This window comes from Fodinicurvata sediminis DSM 21159, from assembly GCF_000420625.1.
Lineage (GTDB): Bacteria > Pseudomonadota > Alphaproteobacteria > Kiloniellales > DSM-21159 > Fodinicurvata > Fodinicurvata sediminis.
On sequence record NZ_ATVH01000011.1, the window covers coordinates 483,965 to 498,538 of the forward strand.

Annotated in this window: 11 protein-coding genes; 8 read left to right on the forward strand and 3 right to left on the reverse strand. The window is 56.3% G+C overall.

Annotated elements, in window-relative coordinates; genetic code table 11:
• The first annotated feature begins 7 nt into the window (after positions 1–7).
• From G502_RS18510 to G502_RS0103640, 4 genes are all read left to right on the forward strand, one after another.
• On the forward strand, positions 8–595 hold the full coding sequence (locus tag G502_RS18510) for a PadR family transcriptional regulator (RefSeq protein ID WP_022727296.1): 588 nt from the start codon (positions 8–10) through the stop codon (positions 593–595).
• Positions 592–1,704 (forward strand): efflux RND transporter periplasmic adaptor subunit, encoded by a 1,113-nt coding sequence (locus G502_RS0103630; RefSeq protein WP_022727297.1) that lies wholly within the window; start codon positions 592–594, stop codon positions 1,702–1,704. The genes G502_RS18510 and G502_RS0103630 overlap by 4 nt, the downstream gene beginning before the upstream one ends.
• Entirely contained in the window at positions 1,701–4,853 is a 3,153-nt protein-coding gene (locus G502_RS18515) for an efflux RND transporter permease subunit (protein WP_022727298.1), read from the forward strand. Before G502_RS0103630 ends, G502_RS18515 begins: the two co-directional genes overlap by 4 nt.
• Positions 4,854–4,965: 112 nt before the next feature.
• Positions 4,966–5,487, forward strand: a complete 522-nt coding sequence (locus G502_RS0103640) for a hypothetical protein (RefSeq protein WP_022727299.1) — start codon at positions 4,966–4,968, stop codon at positions 5,485–5,487.
• A gap of 49 nt (positions 5,488–5,536) precedes the next feature.
• Here the strand turns inward: G502_RS0103640 and G502_RS21290 are convergent, their stop codons facing one another.
• Positions 5,537–7,240 (reverse strand): LysM peptidoglycan-binding domain-containing protein, encoded by a 1,704-nt coding sequence (locus G502_RS21290; protein WP_022727300.1) that lies wholly within the window; start codon positions 7,238–7,240, stop codon positions 5,537–5,539.
• 249 nt (positions 7,241–7,489) lie between these two features.
• Here G502_RS21290 and G502_RS0103650 point away from each other — a divergent pair, with 249 nt between their 5' ends.
• The 4 genes from G502_RS0103650 to G502_RS0103665 all read left to right on the forward strand — a co-directional run bounded on the left by G502_RS0103650 (position 7,490) and on the right by G502_RS0103665 (position 10,464).
• Positions 7,490–8,062, forward strand: coding sequence for an LOG family protein (locus G502_RS0103650; RefSeq protein ID WP_281170007.1), 573 nt, complete (start codon positions 7,490–7,492; stop codon positions 8,060–8,062).
• Positions 8,063–8,172: 110 nt separating this feature from the next.
• Complete coding sequence (locus G502_RS0103655; protein WP_022727302.1) at positions 8,173–9,390, forward strand: NADP-dependent isocitrate dehydrogenase; 1,218 nt, start codon at positions 8,173–8,175, stop codon at positions 9,388–9,390.
• Positions 9,387–9,944, forward strand: coding sequence for a peptidylprolyl isomerase (locus G502_RS0103660; protein ID WP_022727303.1), 558 nt, complete (start codon positions 9,387–9,389; stop codon positions 9,942–9,944). Before G502_RS0103655 ends, G502_RS0103660 begins: the two co-directional genes overlap by 4 nt.
• A gap of 31 nt (positions 9,945–9,975) precedes the next feature.
• On the forward strand, positions 9,976–10,464 hold the full coding sequence (locus tag G502_RS0103665) for a peptidylprolyl isomerase (protein WP_022727304.1): 489 nt from the start codon (positions 9,976–9,978) through the stop codon (positions 10,462–10,464).
• Positions 10,465–10,557: 93 nt separating this feature from the next.
• Here the strand turns inward: G502_RS0103665 and alaS are convergent, their stop codons facing one another.
• Together alaS and recA are read right to left on the reverse strand one after the other, a co-directional pair.
• The gene (gene alaS / locus G502_RS0103670) at positions 10,558–13,215 is read right to left on the reverse strand and encodes an alanine--tRNA ligase (protein WP_022727305.1); all 2,658 of its coding nucleotides are present in this window, start codon (positions 13,213–13,215) and stop codon (positions 10,558–10,560) included.
• Positions 13,216–13,429: 214 nt separating this feature from the next.
• Positions 13,430–14,509, reverse strand: coding sequence for a recombinase RecA (gene recA / locus G502_RS0103675; RefSeq protein ID WP_022727306.1), 1,080 nt, complete (start codon positions 14,507–14,509; stop codon positions 13,430–13,432).
• Positions 14,510–14,574 lie beyond the last annotated feature (65 nt).

Here is a 14,574-nt window from a genome sequence, read left to right on the forward strand (position 1 = left end):
TGCAGTCATGGATACACGCACACTTTGCCTGGCAGTCCTTCAACGTGGGACAGCCAGCGGATACGAGATCAAGAAACAACTGGAAGAGATGCCCTATCGCATCTTCCAGGAATCAGGTTTTGGCGCGATCTACCCTGCCCTGACCCGCTTGCTGGAAGCCGGGCATGTCACCGTCAAGGCACAGGCTCAACGCAAACGGCCTGACAAGAAAGTCTATGCCATAACCAGTAATGGCCGGCAGGCGCTCAAGGAAACACTGCTGAATCCCCCCGCACAGGACCGTTACCGATCGGATTTCCTGTTTCTCGTGTTCCACTCGGAATTGTTGTCGCGTGAACAGCTGGTCATGCTGCTGGACACACGCATAGACGAAATGAAAGGCACGATCGATCAGATGAAAGCCTGTGATCTTTCTGGCTCTCCTCCGGGCGCACGTTTTGTCCATGGCTATGGACTGACCTACTACGAGAATGCCCTCACCTACCTGTGCACGCACAGAGAGTGGCTGATTGCGGAAACGGAAGCCAGACAACAGGCAAAATCTGCTTCACTCCATGCCAATGTCCTCAATGCGGCGACTGGAGATGACAGATGAAGCGATCCTATCTGCTCGCGTTGATCATAGCTCTTGGTGCTGCAGCTTGGCTCGTCTTGGGTACAATTCTTCAGGGGGAAGAAGACCGCGAGCTCGAGAAGGAACCTGCCACCATCAGTCAGGACACGGAAATACAAAGGGTTCAGGTGCGCACACAATCGGCCCGCCCTTATGTGGAAGAAGTGCGTATAACGGGGCACAGTGAAGCGAACCGCCTTGTCAATCTGAGAACGGAACAATCAGGACCGATCGAAGCACTGCCGATTTCAAAAGGGAACCAGGTAGCAGAAGGTGAAACCATACTGCGCATAGCAGAGCAGGATCGTGGCGCCGCCCTGACAGAAGCACGCGCAAGGACGGCTCAAAGGCGCATTGAGTTCCAGGCTTCAGAGCGTCTCAGGGACCAGGGATTTCGGGCCGAAACACAATTCGCCGAAGCACGCGCGGCCTTTGATCAGGCGCTTGCTGCAGAAAGGCGTGCTGAGATTCAGGTTGAACAATTGACTCTGGAGGCGCCTTTCGCAGGCGTTCTTGAAACGCGTGATGTCGAATTGGGCGACTACGTCGACCTTGGACAGGAAGTCGCACAGATCATCGATCTGGACCCAATCATTTTCGTTGCCATGCTGAATGAACAGCAACGTCCGGGACTTCTGACCGGTGGCCCGGGGACAGTACGCCTGCCAGACGGGCAGCAACTCGATGGGCAAATTCGCTATATTTCTTCCGCAGCGAACCAAGATACACGCAGTTTCCGGGTGGAGCTTGAGGTCGAGAACAGCGATCACAGTATTCCAGCCGGTATTACCGCTGAACTTTTCCTGCCGCGCAGGACCGTGAAGGCTCACAGAATTTCACCTGCCATCCTGACCTTGACCGACGAAGGGTTGCTCGGCGTGCGCAGCGTCGAGGATGGAAAGGTCGTCTTTCACGAAGTCGAGATAGCTCACCAGGACAGTGACGGGGCCTGGGTCACCGGCCTTCCCGAAGAAGTTACCCTGATCACTGTGGGGCAGGAATTCGTGCGGGATGGACAGGAAGTAGACCCCGTACCGGAAGAGGACAGTGCAGTCTCAAGCTCCAACGCACCAGATGAGCCGCATACGTGAAAAGCCTGATTCATGCAGCTCTGACGCATAGTCGCACAGTGGTGGCAACACTGCTGCTGCTTCTTGTTGCAGGCTTCTACACCTACGTAACCATTCCCAAGGAAGCCGAGCCAGACGTCAATATACCCATAATTTATGTCTCCTTGGCGCAGACCGGAATTTCGCCCGAAGACGCAGAACGCCTGCTGGTCAAGCCGATGGAGCAGGAATTGTCGTCCGTGGAGGGCGTCAAGGAAATGCGCTCTACGGCCTTCCTGGGTGGTGGCTTTGTCCTTCTGGAATTCGAGGCGGGTTTCAATATTGACGAAGCCATGGCTGATGTCCGCGAACAGAGCGATATCGCGCAGGCAGAGTTGCCGGAAGATGCCGAGGAACCGCGTGTGTCCGAGGTCAATCTCAGCCTGTTTCCAATCCTTGTCGTTACGCTATCCGGTGATGTCCAGGAACGCACGCTCCTGACCATTGCCCGTCGCCTGCAGGATAATCTGGAAGGTTTGCCGAACGTACTCGAAGCGAATATCGGCGGTGACAGGGAAGAACTGATAGAGCTGCTTGTTGATCCGGTTATGATCGACAGCTACGCCCTGGATGCGCAGCAAGTGCTGCAATCTGTCGATCGCTCCAACCGGGTCGTAGCTGCGGGTGAAATTGACACCGGCGCAGGCCGGTTCCCCGTCAAGGTTCCAGGATTGTTCGAATCCAACCAGGACATCCTGAACATGCCGGTCAAATCCAGCGGCGATTCCGTTGTGACCTTTGGCGACATCGGCACCCTGCGCCCGACGTTCGTGGATCCCAGCGACATCGTTCGGGTCAACGGCAAACCGGCACTGGCGATCGAGATATCGAAGCGAACCGGCACCAACATCATCGAGACCATCGAGCAGGTTAAAGCGGTTGTGGAAGCCAGTCGGCAGGCCTGGCCCGAAGAGATCCAGGTCAATTACAACCAGGACAAGTCGACGGATATCAGAACCATGCTGGCCGACCTGCAGAACAATGTCCTGACGGCTGTTCTGCTGGTGATGATCGTGATTGTTGCTGCCATGGGACTGCGTTCTGCTGGTCTTGTCGGCGTCGCAATCCCCGGCTCTTTCCTGACCGGAATGCTCGTCCTGAGTATGCTCGGATTCACGGTCAACATCGTCGTGCTCTTCAGCCTGATCCTGGCTGTGGGCATGCTGGTGGATGGGGCAATTGTTGTTACGGAATATGCCGACCGTAAGATGGTGGAAGGCCTGCCCCGGGAAGAAGCCTATGGACTTGCGAGCAATCGCATGGCTTGGCCCATCATAGCCTCGACCGCCACAACGCTCAGTGCATTCCTGCCCTTGATCTTCTGGCCGGGGACCGTCGGCGAGTTCATGAAGTACCTGCCCATCACATTGCTGGCCACCTTGACAGCTTCTCTATTGATGGCACTGATCTTCATCCCCGTCCTGGGGGCCCGTTTCGGAAAACCCGGAGAGGCTGCTTCCTCACGGAAGATGCGTGCGCTTTCTTCCGGAGACAGGGTGCAGTTGCAGCAAATGGGAGGCCCAACAGGACGCTATGTTAGTTTCCTGCGAAAAGCCCTGACTCATCCCGGCAAGATCATTCTTGCCGCGGTCATCGTGCTTGTCATGGCTCAGGGAAGCTATGCTGTTTTCGGCAAAGGCGTCGAGTTTTTCCCCGAAGTCGAGCCGGAGAATCTGTCTGTCTGGGTTCATGGTCGTGGCAATATGTCGATCCAGGAACGAGACGAACTTGTGGCAGGTGTGGAACAGGAAATCCTGGACCTCGCCAAGGATAAGGGAGAATTCCACTCGATCTATACCCAGACATTGACCACGGCCGGACAGCAAGACGATTCAGAGCCCGAAGATCTTATCGGACGCATCCAGCTTGAATTCGTCGACTGGTTTGCCCGACGCCAAGCGGACGAGATCATATCGGACCTGCGTGAGCGAACGGCAGATCTGCCAGGCATCTCGGTTGAGTTCCGAAAACAGGAAGCCGGGCCGCCAGTCGGAAAACCAATACAAGTCCGAGTCTCCTCGCCTGACCCCGATCGGATTGAACCCGTCGTCGAACAGATACTTGGGGCAATGGAGGATATTGGTGGTTTCGTGGATATGGAGGACGGGAAACCCCTGCCCGGGATCGAATGGGAAATGACCGTAGATCGTGCGCAGGCGTCAAAGTTCGGCGCTGACGTCACCTTGATCGGATCCTATGTTCAGATGGCAACGAAGGGATTGGAGATCGGAACCTATCGGACCGATCAAAGCGACGAGGAAATCGACATCGTCGTCCGCTATCCGCGAGAAAACCGCAATGTATCGCAACTCGACAACATCCGGGTTGAAACGGATGCAGGCCTGATCCCGATCAGCAATTTCGTTGATCTGCAGCCATCCCAGAAGGTTTCCCAGTTGAGACGCGTCGAGGGAAACCGCACCATGACCATTCGCAGTGACGTCGAGCCCGGTATCCTCCCCGACGACAAGGTTCAGGAAATCCGGCAGTGGCTGGAAACGGCGGATATAGATCCGGCAGTGAGCATTTCCTTTACAGGTGAGGACGAAGAGCAGAGAGAAGCACAGGATTTCCTGGTCAAGGCCTTCATTATCGCACTGTTCCTCATGGCGATTATACTGGTCACGCAATTCAATTCCTTCTATAGCGCCTTCCTTATCCTGTCTGCCGTCGTGCTCTCGACAATAGGCGTGATGCTGGGGCTCCTGGTAACGGGCCAGCCTTTCGGGGTCGTGATGAGCGGAATTGGGGTCATCGCCTTGGCCGGTATCGTCGTAAACAACAACATCATTCTCATCGATACCTTTGACCGCATCAAACTGGAAGCCCCCACTCCTCTAGACGCAATCCTGAGAACCTGTGCACAACGCTTCAGACCGGTCATGCTGACGACGATCACGACCATCCTGGGACTGCTTCCGATGGTTTTCGCCGCCAACATTAACCTGCTCGATGGCACGGCAAGCCTTGGGGCGCCTTCTTCCCAATGGTGGACCCAACTTGCCACCGCCATAGTTTTCGGACTGACCTTTTCAACCTTGTTGACCTTGCTGGTTACGCCCAGCGCACTGTTGTTCCGTGAAAACCTTGCCCAGTGGTATCGCCAGAGATGGAAAGGCAAGTTCTCATAGCGCGTAACCTGTGGAGGCCAGTCCTGAACCAGTGGTTTAACCCAGCGTTAAACCGTTCGCTGCTATGTTTCACGGAACAGCTATCCGAACCGTAGAAAGTCATGCGAAGGCCATGGAAAGCGGCGCAAACAAATCTTCCTCCTGGGACGAGGAGCAGCAGGCAGATGAGGCAAAGGTCAATCTGGCCCTGGAAATAAGCCGAGAAGAGGAATTGCCCCTTCAGCTTCACCATGTAAGGCTAACGGAAAGCGGTGAAATCCGAAGGCGAACAAGTGGGGAAGATCTCACTTTCAGCTTCATACACCGGGGCATGCCCTTCGCATGTGAATGCAAGACGACAGGTGAAACCAAACTGAAGATTGTCGGAGAATTGGGAAAACTGCCCTTTACGGCTGAATCTCCGGCTGGGCGACGATTCTTCAGGCATCTTGAAACGGCGACAAGTACGCTCCCCAAGGGGCATTTCGCCATCATTAACGATCAGGACGTGCGACTGCTCGCCGAGATCGCACCTCCTCAAGGCCTGACCCCCGTCAGCATCATCGCAGCGCTAAGCGCTGTACTCCTGGAGTTCAAGCCATTCTTCGAGCTGGCCGAAAGCGTTCTGGCTGCTCGGAAAGCGGGCAAAGCGTAACTGGATAGGATAGGAGAAGACAGAGAAGGTCTATAACTCTCTCTATTTTCTATTGAGCTTCATCATCTTCAACACCAGGAACAACAAATACCTGACCTGGATAGATCAGGTCCGGGTCCTGGATCTGATCGTCGTTCGCATCATAGATCACCGTATAGAGAATCCCCCGTCCGTAGGAACGACGCGCCAGTCGCCAGAGGCTGTTACCTGGCTGAACGACCACGACTTCGCCCCCTTCAGCCTGGTCAGGTGATATCTCTTCCCGAACGAAAGGAGTCTCAAGCCTGGCCACCACCTCACCCTCATCGTCGACCTGGTCGATGCGTATGGTGTACTTGCCTCCCTCCAGCGCTTCATCTGGCTGGATCTGCCAGCGGCCAGTTTCGTCCGCCCTTGATTCTCCTACAAAGCGGTCGTTCACGTACATAAATACGCGGGCCCCTGGGACCAGCTGCCCACTTGCGAGAAGTTCCCCATCTTCATCGTAGGTTATCGAATCCAATGACAATTCACCTGCTATGAGACCGCCTCCAGGCCCTTGCAGGACACGGGCCTCACCCGTTCCCTCCCGCGGCATCTGAACGGCAAGTGGTTGTGGATCCAGTTCCTCGATCGTCTCCGATTCACTATCCGTAACGCTGTCCCGAATCTGGCTGCTGTCCGTGACTTCCTCTGCCGTCTCACCAGAAGGCGGCTGCGCGGTCTCTGTCCCTCGGCTGGACATAGCCGTCGGCACCGAGACAATAACGATATCTTCTGATTCCGCCTGCTCTCCATTGCCAGAAACACTGGACAGACTCAGTTCGTGATCGCCCGAAACAAGACCCTCATCCGGTAACAGGACCCACTCCCCCCGTTGGTCTGCCTGGACAGACGCAATCTCTTCGCCATTTGCAAGTACGCTCACCTGGCTTCCTGGACTTGCCCGACCAGCAGCGACAAAGCTGCCATCCCGTTCAACGCGTACAATATCAAAACTGGGAACCACCCTGTCTGGGCCATTTGCTTCCTGGGACTCGTCACCCTGGCTCGGGCGTTCGGTCTCAAGTTCATCCGCAGCAGCTTGAGACACTTCAGATTCAGGTTCCGCTGAGTCAGGCTCTGCTGTTTCAGGCTCCGCTGTTTCAGGCTCCGCTGTTTCAGGTGCTGCAACAACCGATTCTGCTAGGTCTTCACCGTTGGCTTTCGCCTGTTCCTCAGGACTGTCGTCCGATGGAGCCATGTCCCTCAAGCTGTCCAGGCTCGAAACTGTTTCATCCACACTGTCGGACGTTGTTGCTTGCTCGTCTTCTTGCCTTTCCGTCACCTGCTGCTGGACGGTATCATCGTCTTCCAAGACAGATTCTTCCGATGGGACAGTGGACTTTGCACTGTCTGCACCTACTGTCTCTGTATTTTGCTTATCGCTTTCAATGGGTTCTGAGGCACCTGAAACCATACTGGTGGTGTCAGTCTGCTGTTCTTCAGCCTTCTGCGGCTCGTCCCCAGTTGCACTTCCATCGGTCTCAGAGTCTGGCATGCCGTCGGTGGTGTCGAACGCTTCCTCAGAAGGCGGCTCTGCCTCTTCAGCCTTGCGTTCAGTTTGTTCTGCCTCGTTTCCAGGCACCTCTTCCGCAGAAGTTGTCTCTTCGACGCTCTCAGAGGTCGCAACATTCTCCTCGGCTACACGCTCCTCGCCGCCGAAGAAAACAAGACCCGCAGCAACTATGGCTACGGCTATTCCGGCAAGAGCAAACACAAGAATCGGCTTCAAGACGACAAGGACTCCTCTGGGTCATTTTTCGGACATCAATATGCCGTAAGAATCCAGATAACGACACAGCTTCTAGCGTTTAAAAACAAAAAGGTGAAGAATTCCCGAACATCTCTTGCCATGGAAAGCACTCTGAGCGCTTTCTCGTGGGCTTGCAGTCTTTCCCACTTTGGGTTTTCTTCCCTCGCTCTGACCTGAGGTCAGTTTTTTCCAATCCTATGATCAAGTGAGGCAGTTATGCCCGAAATCATGTCGCTATGTGTTTATTGCGGTTCCTCTAAGGGACACGATCGCAGTTACATGGAAGCGGCCCGGGAACTGGGGTATGCGGCGGCTGCCCGCGGAATACGAATCGTCTTTGGTGGAGGGCGCGTCGGATTGATGGGAGAGCTTGCCGATGCTGCTCTTTCGGCACATGGCGAAGTGCTGGGCATCATTCCACGCCACCTGATGGAGTTCGAAGTCGGCCACAACAACCTGACGGACCTGCGTGTGGTGGAAAGCATGCACGAACGCAAGCTAGAGATGTTCCGGGAATCCGATGCGTTCTGCATCCTGCCGGGTGGTTTCGGCACATTGGACGAAACCTTCGAGATGATCACATGGGGGCAACTGGGACTGCATGCGAAGCCCGTTGGCCTGCTGAATGTCAACGCCTTCTGGGGCCCCCTTGTCCGAATGCTGGAACATCAGGCCGAAGAAGGCTTTATCAAACAGCATGATCTGAAGCGCTGCTTTGTAGCGGAATCGGTCGAAGACTTTTTCGACCAGCTCGAGACATCACCTGTTCTGTCAGCCAACCCTGAATCAAAGTGGAGTTGATCACCAATCAACGCAACCATGGGGCGCGGCTCGCAAGGCTTGTAGCCTGAGGCAAGCCTGCTATTCTGCGCACCACCTGACACCCACCTCAAGACAGAGACGGATAAGCAATGGCTAAAATCAAGGTTCAGAATCCAGTCGTCGAACTCGACGGCGACGAGATGACCCGTATCATCTGGGATTTCATCAAGAACAAGCTGATCCTGCCCTATCTGGACATCGATCTGAAATACTACGATCTCAGCGTCCAGGAACGCGACCGTACGGATGACCAGATCACGGTCGATGCTGCGGAGGCCATCAAGAAATACGGCGTTGGCGTGAAATGTGCCACGATCACGCCCGATGAAGGCCGTGTCGAGGAATTCGGACTGAAAAAGATGTGGCGTTCACCGAACGGCACCATCCGGAATATCGTGAATGGAACCGTCTTCCGCGAGCCCATTATCTGCAAGAACGTCCCCCGCCTCGTGCCGGGTTGGACCCAGCCGATCATCATCGGCCGCCACGCCTATGGAGACCAGTACAAGGCAACCGACTTCACGGTTCCTGGCCCAGGCAAACTCACCATCACCTACACACCAGAGGACGGCAGTGAGCCCGTTACGCGCGAAGTTCACAACTTCCCGGGCGGCGGCGTCGCCATGGGCATGTACAACGAGGATGAATCAATCCGTGGCTTTGCCCGCTCCTGCTTCAACTATGGCCTGCAGCGTGGTTATCCGGTGTACCTTTCCACCAAGAACACAATTCTCAAGGCCTATGACGGACGCTTCAAGGACCTGTTCCAGGAAGTATTTGACAACGAATTCAAGGACGCTTTCGACAAGGCTGGCATCACATATGAGCATCGCCTGATCGACGACATGGTGGCCGCCGCCCTCAAGTGGTCCGGTGGTTTCGTCTGGGCCTGCAAGAACTATGACGGCGACGTGCAGTCCGACACCGTGGCGCAAGGCTTCGGCTCCCTGGGCCTGATGACCTCGGTCCTGATGACGCCGGATGGAAAGACGGTGGAAGCCGAAGCCGCCCACGGCACGGTCACGCGCCACTATCGCCTGCATCAGGAAGGCAAGGAGACATCGACCAATCCGATTGCCTCCATCTTCGCCTGGAGCCGTGGCCTGTTCTATCGAGGCACATTTGACGACTCACCGGAAGTGATCGATTTTGCAAAGAAGCTGGAACAGGTCTGCATCGATACCGTGGAGAATGGTGACATGACCAAGGACTTGGCCCTACTGATCGGTCCGGACCAGAAGTGGCTCACCACCAACCAGTTCCTGGACAAGCTCGACGCCAATCTGCAGAAGGTCATCAACACATGAGCGCCCTTCTACGCAGCCTGATTATGGTCCTTGCACTCCTGTTGCCGCTGCAGACCGCAGCGGCGCAGGAAGGGCCGGACAGCGAAAACGTCCTTGTCATGGAGCTGGAGAACGGCCGAGTCATGATCGAGATGTTGCCTGAGGTTGCTCCTGCTCACGTGGAACGCATCCGTACTCTGGTGCGGGATGGTTTCTACGATGGGCTGACGTTCCACCGTGTCATTGATGGCTTCATGGCACAAACCGGTGATCCAACCGGGACCGGCAGCGGGGGGTCCGACCTGCCAGACCTGGATGCTGAATTCTCCGAGCAGCCGTTCAAGCGGGGAACTGTTGGCATGGCGCGCTCCAGCGATCCTGACAGTGCCAACAGCCAATGGTTCATCACATTTGAACGCGCCCCTTGGCTGGACGGCGAGTACACCGTTTGGGGACAGGTTCGCCAGGGGATGCCGTTGGTTGACGAAATCAAGAAAGGCAACCAGCAACGAGGTGGCGTGGTCGAGGATCCCGACAAAATTGTGCGTATGCGTATCCTCTCGGATATCGAATAGACCAACCACCTAGAATAGCGAGCCCCATCCCATGTCTACTGATCCCGAGAACACGCTTCTCCTGAAACTGGATACCGGCCAAGTCACAATTGCCCTGAAACCGGAACTGGCTCCGACACATGTAGAGCGTGTCAAGGAACTTGTCCGTGAAGGGTTCTATGACGGACTTGTCTTCCATCGTGTCATCGATGGTTTCATGGCTCAAACTGGCTGCCCGCATGGTACAGGAACCGGTGGGTCAGGCCATAACCTGAAAGCTGAGTTCAACGAAGCACCTTTCCACCGCGGCACTGTCGGCGCAGCACGCGCGCAACATCCGGACAGTGCAGACAGCCAGTTCTTCATATGCTTTGACGATGCCGACTGGCTAAAAGGACAATATACCGTCTGGGGCGAAGTCCTCGAAGGCATGGAAGCGGTTGACGCCTTGACCAAGGCACCTCCCGGGGATCCGGCAGGACGCGTTCCCGACCCGGACAAGATCATCAGCGCACGTATCCTCTCAGATACCCAAAAGTAAGAAAGGGCCGGCCAATATGGCCGGCCCTTGTCATTTGAAGTCATTTGAAGCCTTGAACAACACCCGGATCCCTCGGGACCGAGCCGGCCTACTTCATCCATTGGAAATTGCGGCCTCTATAGCGGCAATGGCGGCATCCGCCTGCTGGGCATTGGGGCCGCCAGCCTGGGCCATGTCAGGGCGACCACCGCCGCCTTTGCCTCCCAAGGCTTCTGCCCCGACCCGGACAAGGTCAACGGCTGAATAGCGCTCAGTCAGGTCGTTCGTCACGCCAACGACAAGAGAGGCCTTGCCATCGTTCGTCGCAATCAACGCCGTGATGCCCGAGCCCAGCTGTTTCTTCAGGTCATCGGCCATGGGTTTCAGATCCCGGGCCGGAATATCCTCCAAGACACGCGCAGCCATGCGTGTCCCGTTGACATCACGCGTCATCGTTTCGCCCGTGCCTCCCGCGGCAAGCTTGCGCCGCAACTCGGACACTTCTTTTTCCAGCCTGCGGCGTTCTTCAAGCAAGGACGCGATGCGGTCCGGAACCTCGGTGGGGGAAACCCTGAGGCTGCTGGCCGTGCTTCCAAGAAGTTCCTCCTGCGCCTCAACATACTTCAGGGCAGACTCGCCTACCATGGCCTCGATGCGCCGCACACCGGCTGCCAAGGCCTGTTCGGAAATGATCTTGAAAAAGCCAATGTCCCCAACCCGGCTCACATGTGTTCCACCGCAAAGTTCAGTCGAGAAACTGAGGTTCGCGCCCTTGTCCTCATCCAGACCCCCCATGGAAACCACGCGGACTTCATCCCCGTACTTTTCCCCAAACAATGCCAGGGCCCCCTCGTTAATGGCCTCGTCCGGCGTCATGAAACGCGTTTGCACCTCGGCGTTCTCGCGGATGCGGGCATTGACCATGTCTTCTATGGCAATCATATCGTCGCGAGAAAGCGGATGGGGGTGACTGAAGTCAAAACGCAGGCGGTCTGGCGCCACCAGTGACCCCTTCTGGGTTACATGCTCGCCCAACCGACGGCGCAAAGCCTCATGAAGCAGGTGTGTTGCGGAGTGGTGCGCACGCAGATTCCTGCGACGGATACCGTTCACGCGCATTTCCAACGCTTCCCCAACATTCAGGCTGCCCTTGCGAACATGTCCATGGTGAATGTGCAGGTCGCCCGCCTGCTTGGTTGTGTCCTCAACCTGTACTTCCACACCATCCGGGGCAAAGACCAGACCGGTGTCTCCCATCTGACCACCACTTTCTCCATAGAAGGGAGTCTGGTTGGTCAGAAAGGCGACCTTCTGGCCAGCGTCGGCTGTTTCGACTTCCTTTCCATCCACAACGATGGCCTGTACGACACCTTCCGCCGCTTCAGTTTCATATCCAAGGAACTCGGTCGCGCCGTGCTTGTCATGCAAATCGAACCAGAGTGCCTCCGCAACGCTTTCACCGGAACCGCTCCAGGACTTGCGTGCCGTCTCTCTCTGTCGCTCCATGGCCGCTTCATAACCCGCAACGTCTACGGACCTGTTCTGGCCGCGCAGGATGTCCTGCGTCAGGTCGAGCGGGAAACCATAAGTATCGTAAAGCTTGAAAGCGACCTCTCCGGAAAGAGGTTCTCGGTCTCCCAGGCGCCCCACTTCCTCTTCCAGCAACTTCAAGCCACGGCCAAGCGTGTCCTTGAAGCGTGTCTCCTCAAGCTTGAGCGTTTCCTCGACCAGGGCCTGCGCACGAGACAGTTCCGGGAAGGCTCCCCCCATCTGATTGACGAGTGCCGGCACCAGGCGCCAAAGCATTGGATCGTGTGCGCCCAGCATGTGAATATGGCGCATGGCCCGGCGCATGATGCGACGCAGCACATAGCCGCGCCCCTCCTTCGCAGGCAGGACACCATCGGCAATCAGGAAGGAAGCAGCCCTAAGGTGATCCGCAATAACCCGGTGGGAAACGCCATAAGGCCCATCAGGCTCGGTGCCACTGGCCTCGGCAGAAGCCTCAATCAACGAGCGCATCAGGTCGATATCGTAATTGTCGTGTTTGCCCTGAAGGACTGCGGCTATTCGCTCCAGACCCATTCCGGTATCGATCGAAGGTCTTGGCAGAGCGAGCCGCTCGCCTTCTCCCATCTGTTCGAATTGCATGAAGACGAGATTCCAGATCTCGATGAATCGGTCGCCATCTTCATCCGGACTTCCCGGCGGCCCACCCGGTATGCCTTCACCGTGGTCAAAGAATATTTCGGAACAGGGACCACAGGGGCCAGTATCCCCCATGGCCCAGAAGTTATCTGATGTGGGAATCCGAATAATCCGGTCATCCGGCAAACCGGCTACACGTTTCCAGAGATCATAGGCCTCGTCATCCTCGTGATAGACAGTGGCCAGAAGCCGGTCCTTGGGAAGCCCGAACTCTTTCGTCACCAATTCCCAGGCCAGCTCGATCGCGCGTTCCTTGAAGTAGTCGCCGAAAGAGAAATTCCCCAACATCTCGAAGAATGTATGATGCCGTGCGGTGTACCCGACATTCTCGAGGTCATTGTGCTTTCCGCCAGCACGCACGCATTTCTGTGAGGTCACGGCGCGTGAATAGGGCCGTGACTCCGCCCCGGTAAACACATTCTTGAACTGGACCATGCCGGCATTGGTGAACAGCAGGGTCGGATCGTTGCGTGGCACCAGCGGCGAAGAGGACACGATTTCATGTCCGTTTCGCTCGAAAAACTCGAGAAAGCGGCTGCGAATGTCGTTGGTTGTTATCGTCATGACTGCCTGTTGGATACACGTATGTTGTCTGCCGCAGATTTAAGGCGTCTGCAGTGCTTTACACAAGGCAGGATTTGGTAAGGCCCTGCCTGCAAGGCAATGCCTCACCAAGCAGCGCGCAGCCTGCCGGCAATCAGATCAAGTGAGCATTCCCGTTCCTGGGCGTAACAAGGTCTCGGGGGCACCCCTGTCCGGCACGGACAGAGTAGATTGCTCATTCGCTGCTTTCCGCGTCATCGGCCTCGGCATTTCCTTCAGCCAGCATTGCATCCGAAACCATCCCGGCATTCGAGCGCACCGCATGCTGGATCGATTCCGCGACATCCGGGTTTTCCTTCAGGAAGCGTCGCGCATTCTCACGCCCCTGCCCAATTCTCTGGCCTGAATGGGAAAACCATGCGCCGGACTTCTCGACCACACCAGCCTGGACTCCGAGATCCAGGATTTCTCCTGTCTTGGAAATGCCCTCGCCATACATGATGTCGAATTCGACCTGCCTGAAAGGCGGTGCCATCTTGTTCTTCACCACCTTCACACGGGTCTGGTTTCCGACGACGGTGTCCTTGTCCTTGATCGACCCGATACGGCGAATATCCAGCCTGACTGACGAGTAGAACTTCAGGGCATTGCCGCCCGTGGTGGTTTCGGGACTGCCAAACATGACACCGATCTTCATACGGATCTGGTTGATGAAGATCACCAGCGTGTTCGAGCGTGAGATAGACGACGTAAGCTTGCGCAACGCCTGACTCATCAGCCGCGCCTGAAGACCTGGCATCTGGTCGCCCATATCTCCTTCCAGCTCGGCGCGCGGAACGAGGGCAGCCACGGAATCGATGACCAGGACATCCAGTCCACCGGAACGCACCAGGGTATCGGCAATCTCGAGCGCCTGTTCACCCGCATCAGGCTGGGCAATCAGCAGTTCCTCGATATCGACACCCACCTTCTTCGCATAACTCGGGTCCAGGGCATGTTCAGCATCCACGAAAGCGCAGGTTCCCCCCGCCTTCTGGGCTTCTGCAACGACGTGCAGCGCAAGTGTTGTCTTGCCTGAGGATTCCGGTCCGTAGATCTCGACGACACGTCCACGCGGCAGGCCGCCAATGCCCAGGGCAATGTCCAGCCCAAGCGAGCCGGTGGAAACGGATTCGGTCTCGACCACTTCACGTTGGCCGAGGCGCATGACGGAGCCCTTACCGAATGCCCTGTCGATCTGGGAAAGTGCGGCATCCAGTGCCTTGTTGCGATCGGAAGTTTCTTTGTTCACGAGTTCGAGCACCATTTCTGACATTGGAAGAGCTCCCCCCTTATCCCATGCACGCGGAGTGGCTGCAATGGTCAGAATGTACTTGCTAT

Excerpts from the sequence above, each read along its gene's own strand:
- G502_RS0103640 (WP_022727299.1), top strand. The coding sequence starts at position 4,966 with ATGGAAAGCGGCGCAAACAAATCTTCCTCCTGGGACGAGGAGCAGCAG.
- G502_RS0103630 (WP_022727297.1), top strand. The coding sequence starts at position 592 with ATGAAGCGATCCTATCTGCTCGCGTTGATCATAGCTCTTGGTGCTGCA.
- alaS (WP_022727305.1), bottom strand. The coding sequence starts at position 13,215 with ATGACGATAACAACCAACGACATTCGCAGCCGCTTTCTCGAGTTTTTC.
- G502_RS0103650 (WP_281170007.1), top strand. The coding sequence starts at position 7,490 with ATGTCGCTATGTGTTTATTGCGGTTCCTCTAAGGGACACGATCGCAGT.
- recA (WP_022727306.1), bottom strand. The coding sequence starts at position 14,509 with ATGTCAGAAATGGTGCTCGAACTCGTGAACAAAGAAACTTCCGATCGC.
- G502_RS0103660 (WP_022727303.1), top strand. The coding sequence starts at position 9,387 with ATGAGCGCCCTTCTACGCAGCCTGATTATGGTCCTTGCACTCCTGTTG.
- G502_RS0103665 (WP_022727304.1), top strand. The coding sequence starts at position 9,976 with ATGTCTACTGATCCCGAGAACACGCTTCTCCTGAAACTGGATACCGGC.
- G502_RS18510 (WP_022727296.1), top strand. The coding sequence starts at position 8 with ATGGATACACGCACACTTTGCCTGGCAGTCCTTCAACGTGGGACAGCC.
- G502_RS0103655 (WP_022727302.1), top strand. The coding sequence starts at position 8,173 with ATGGCTAAAATCAAGGTTCAGAATCCAGTCGTCGAACTCGACGGCGAC.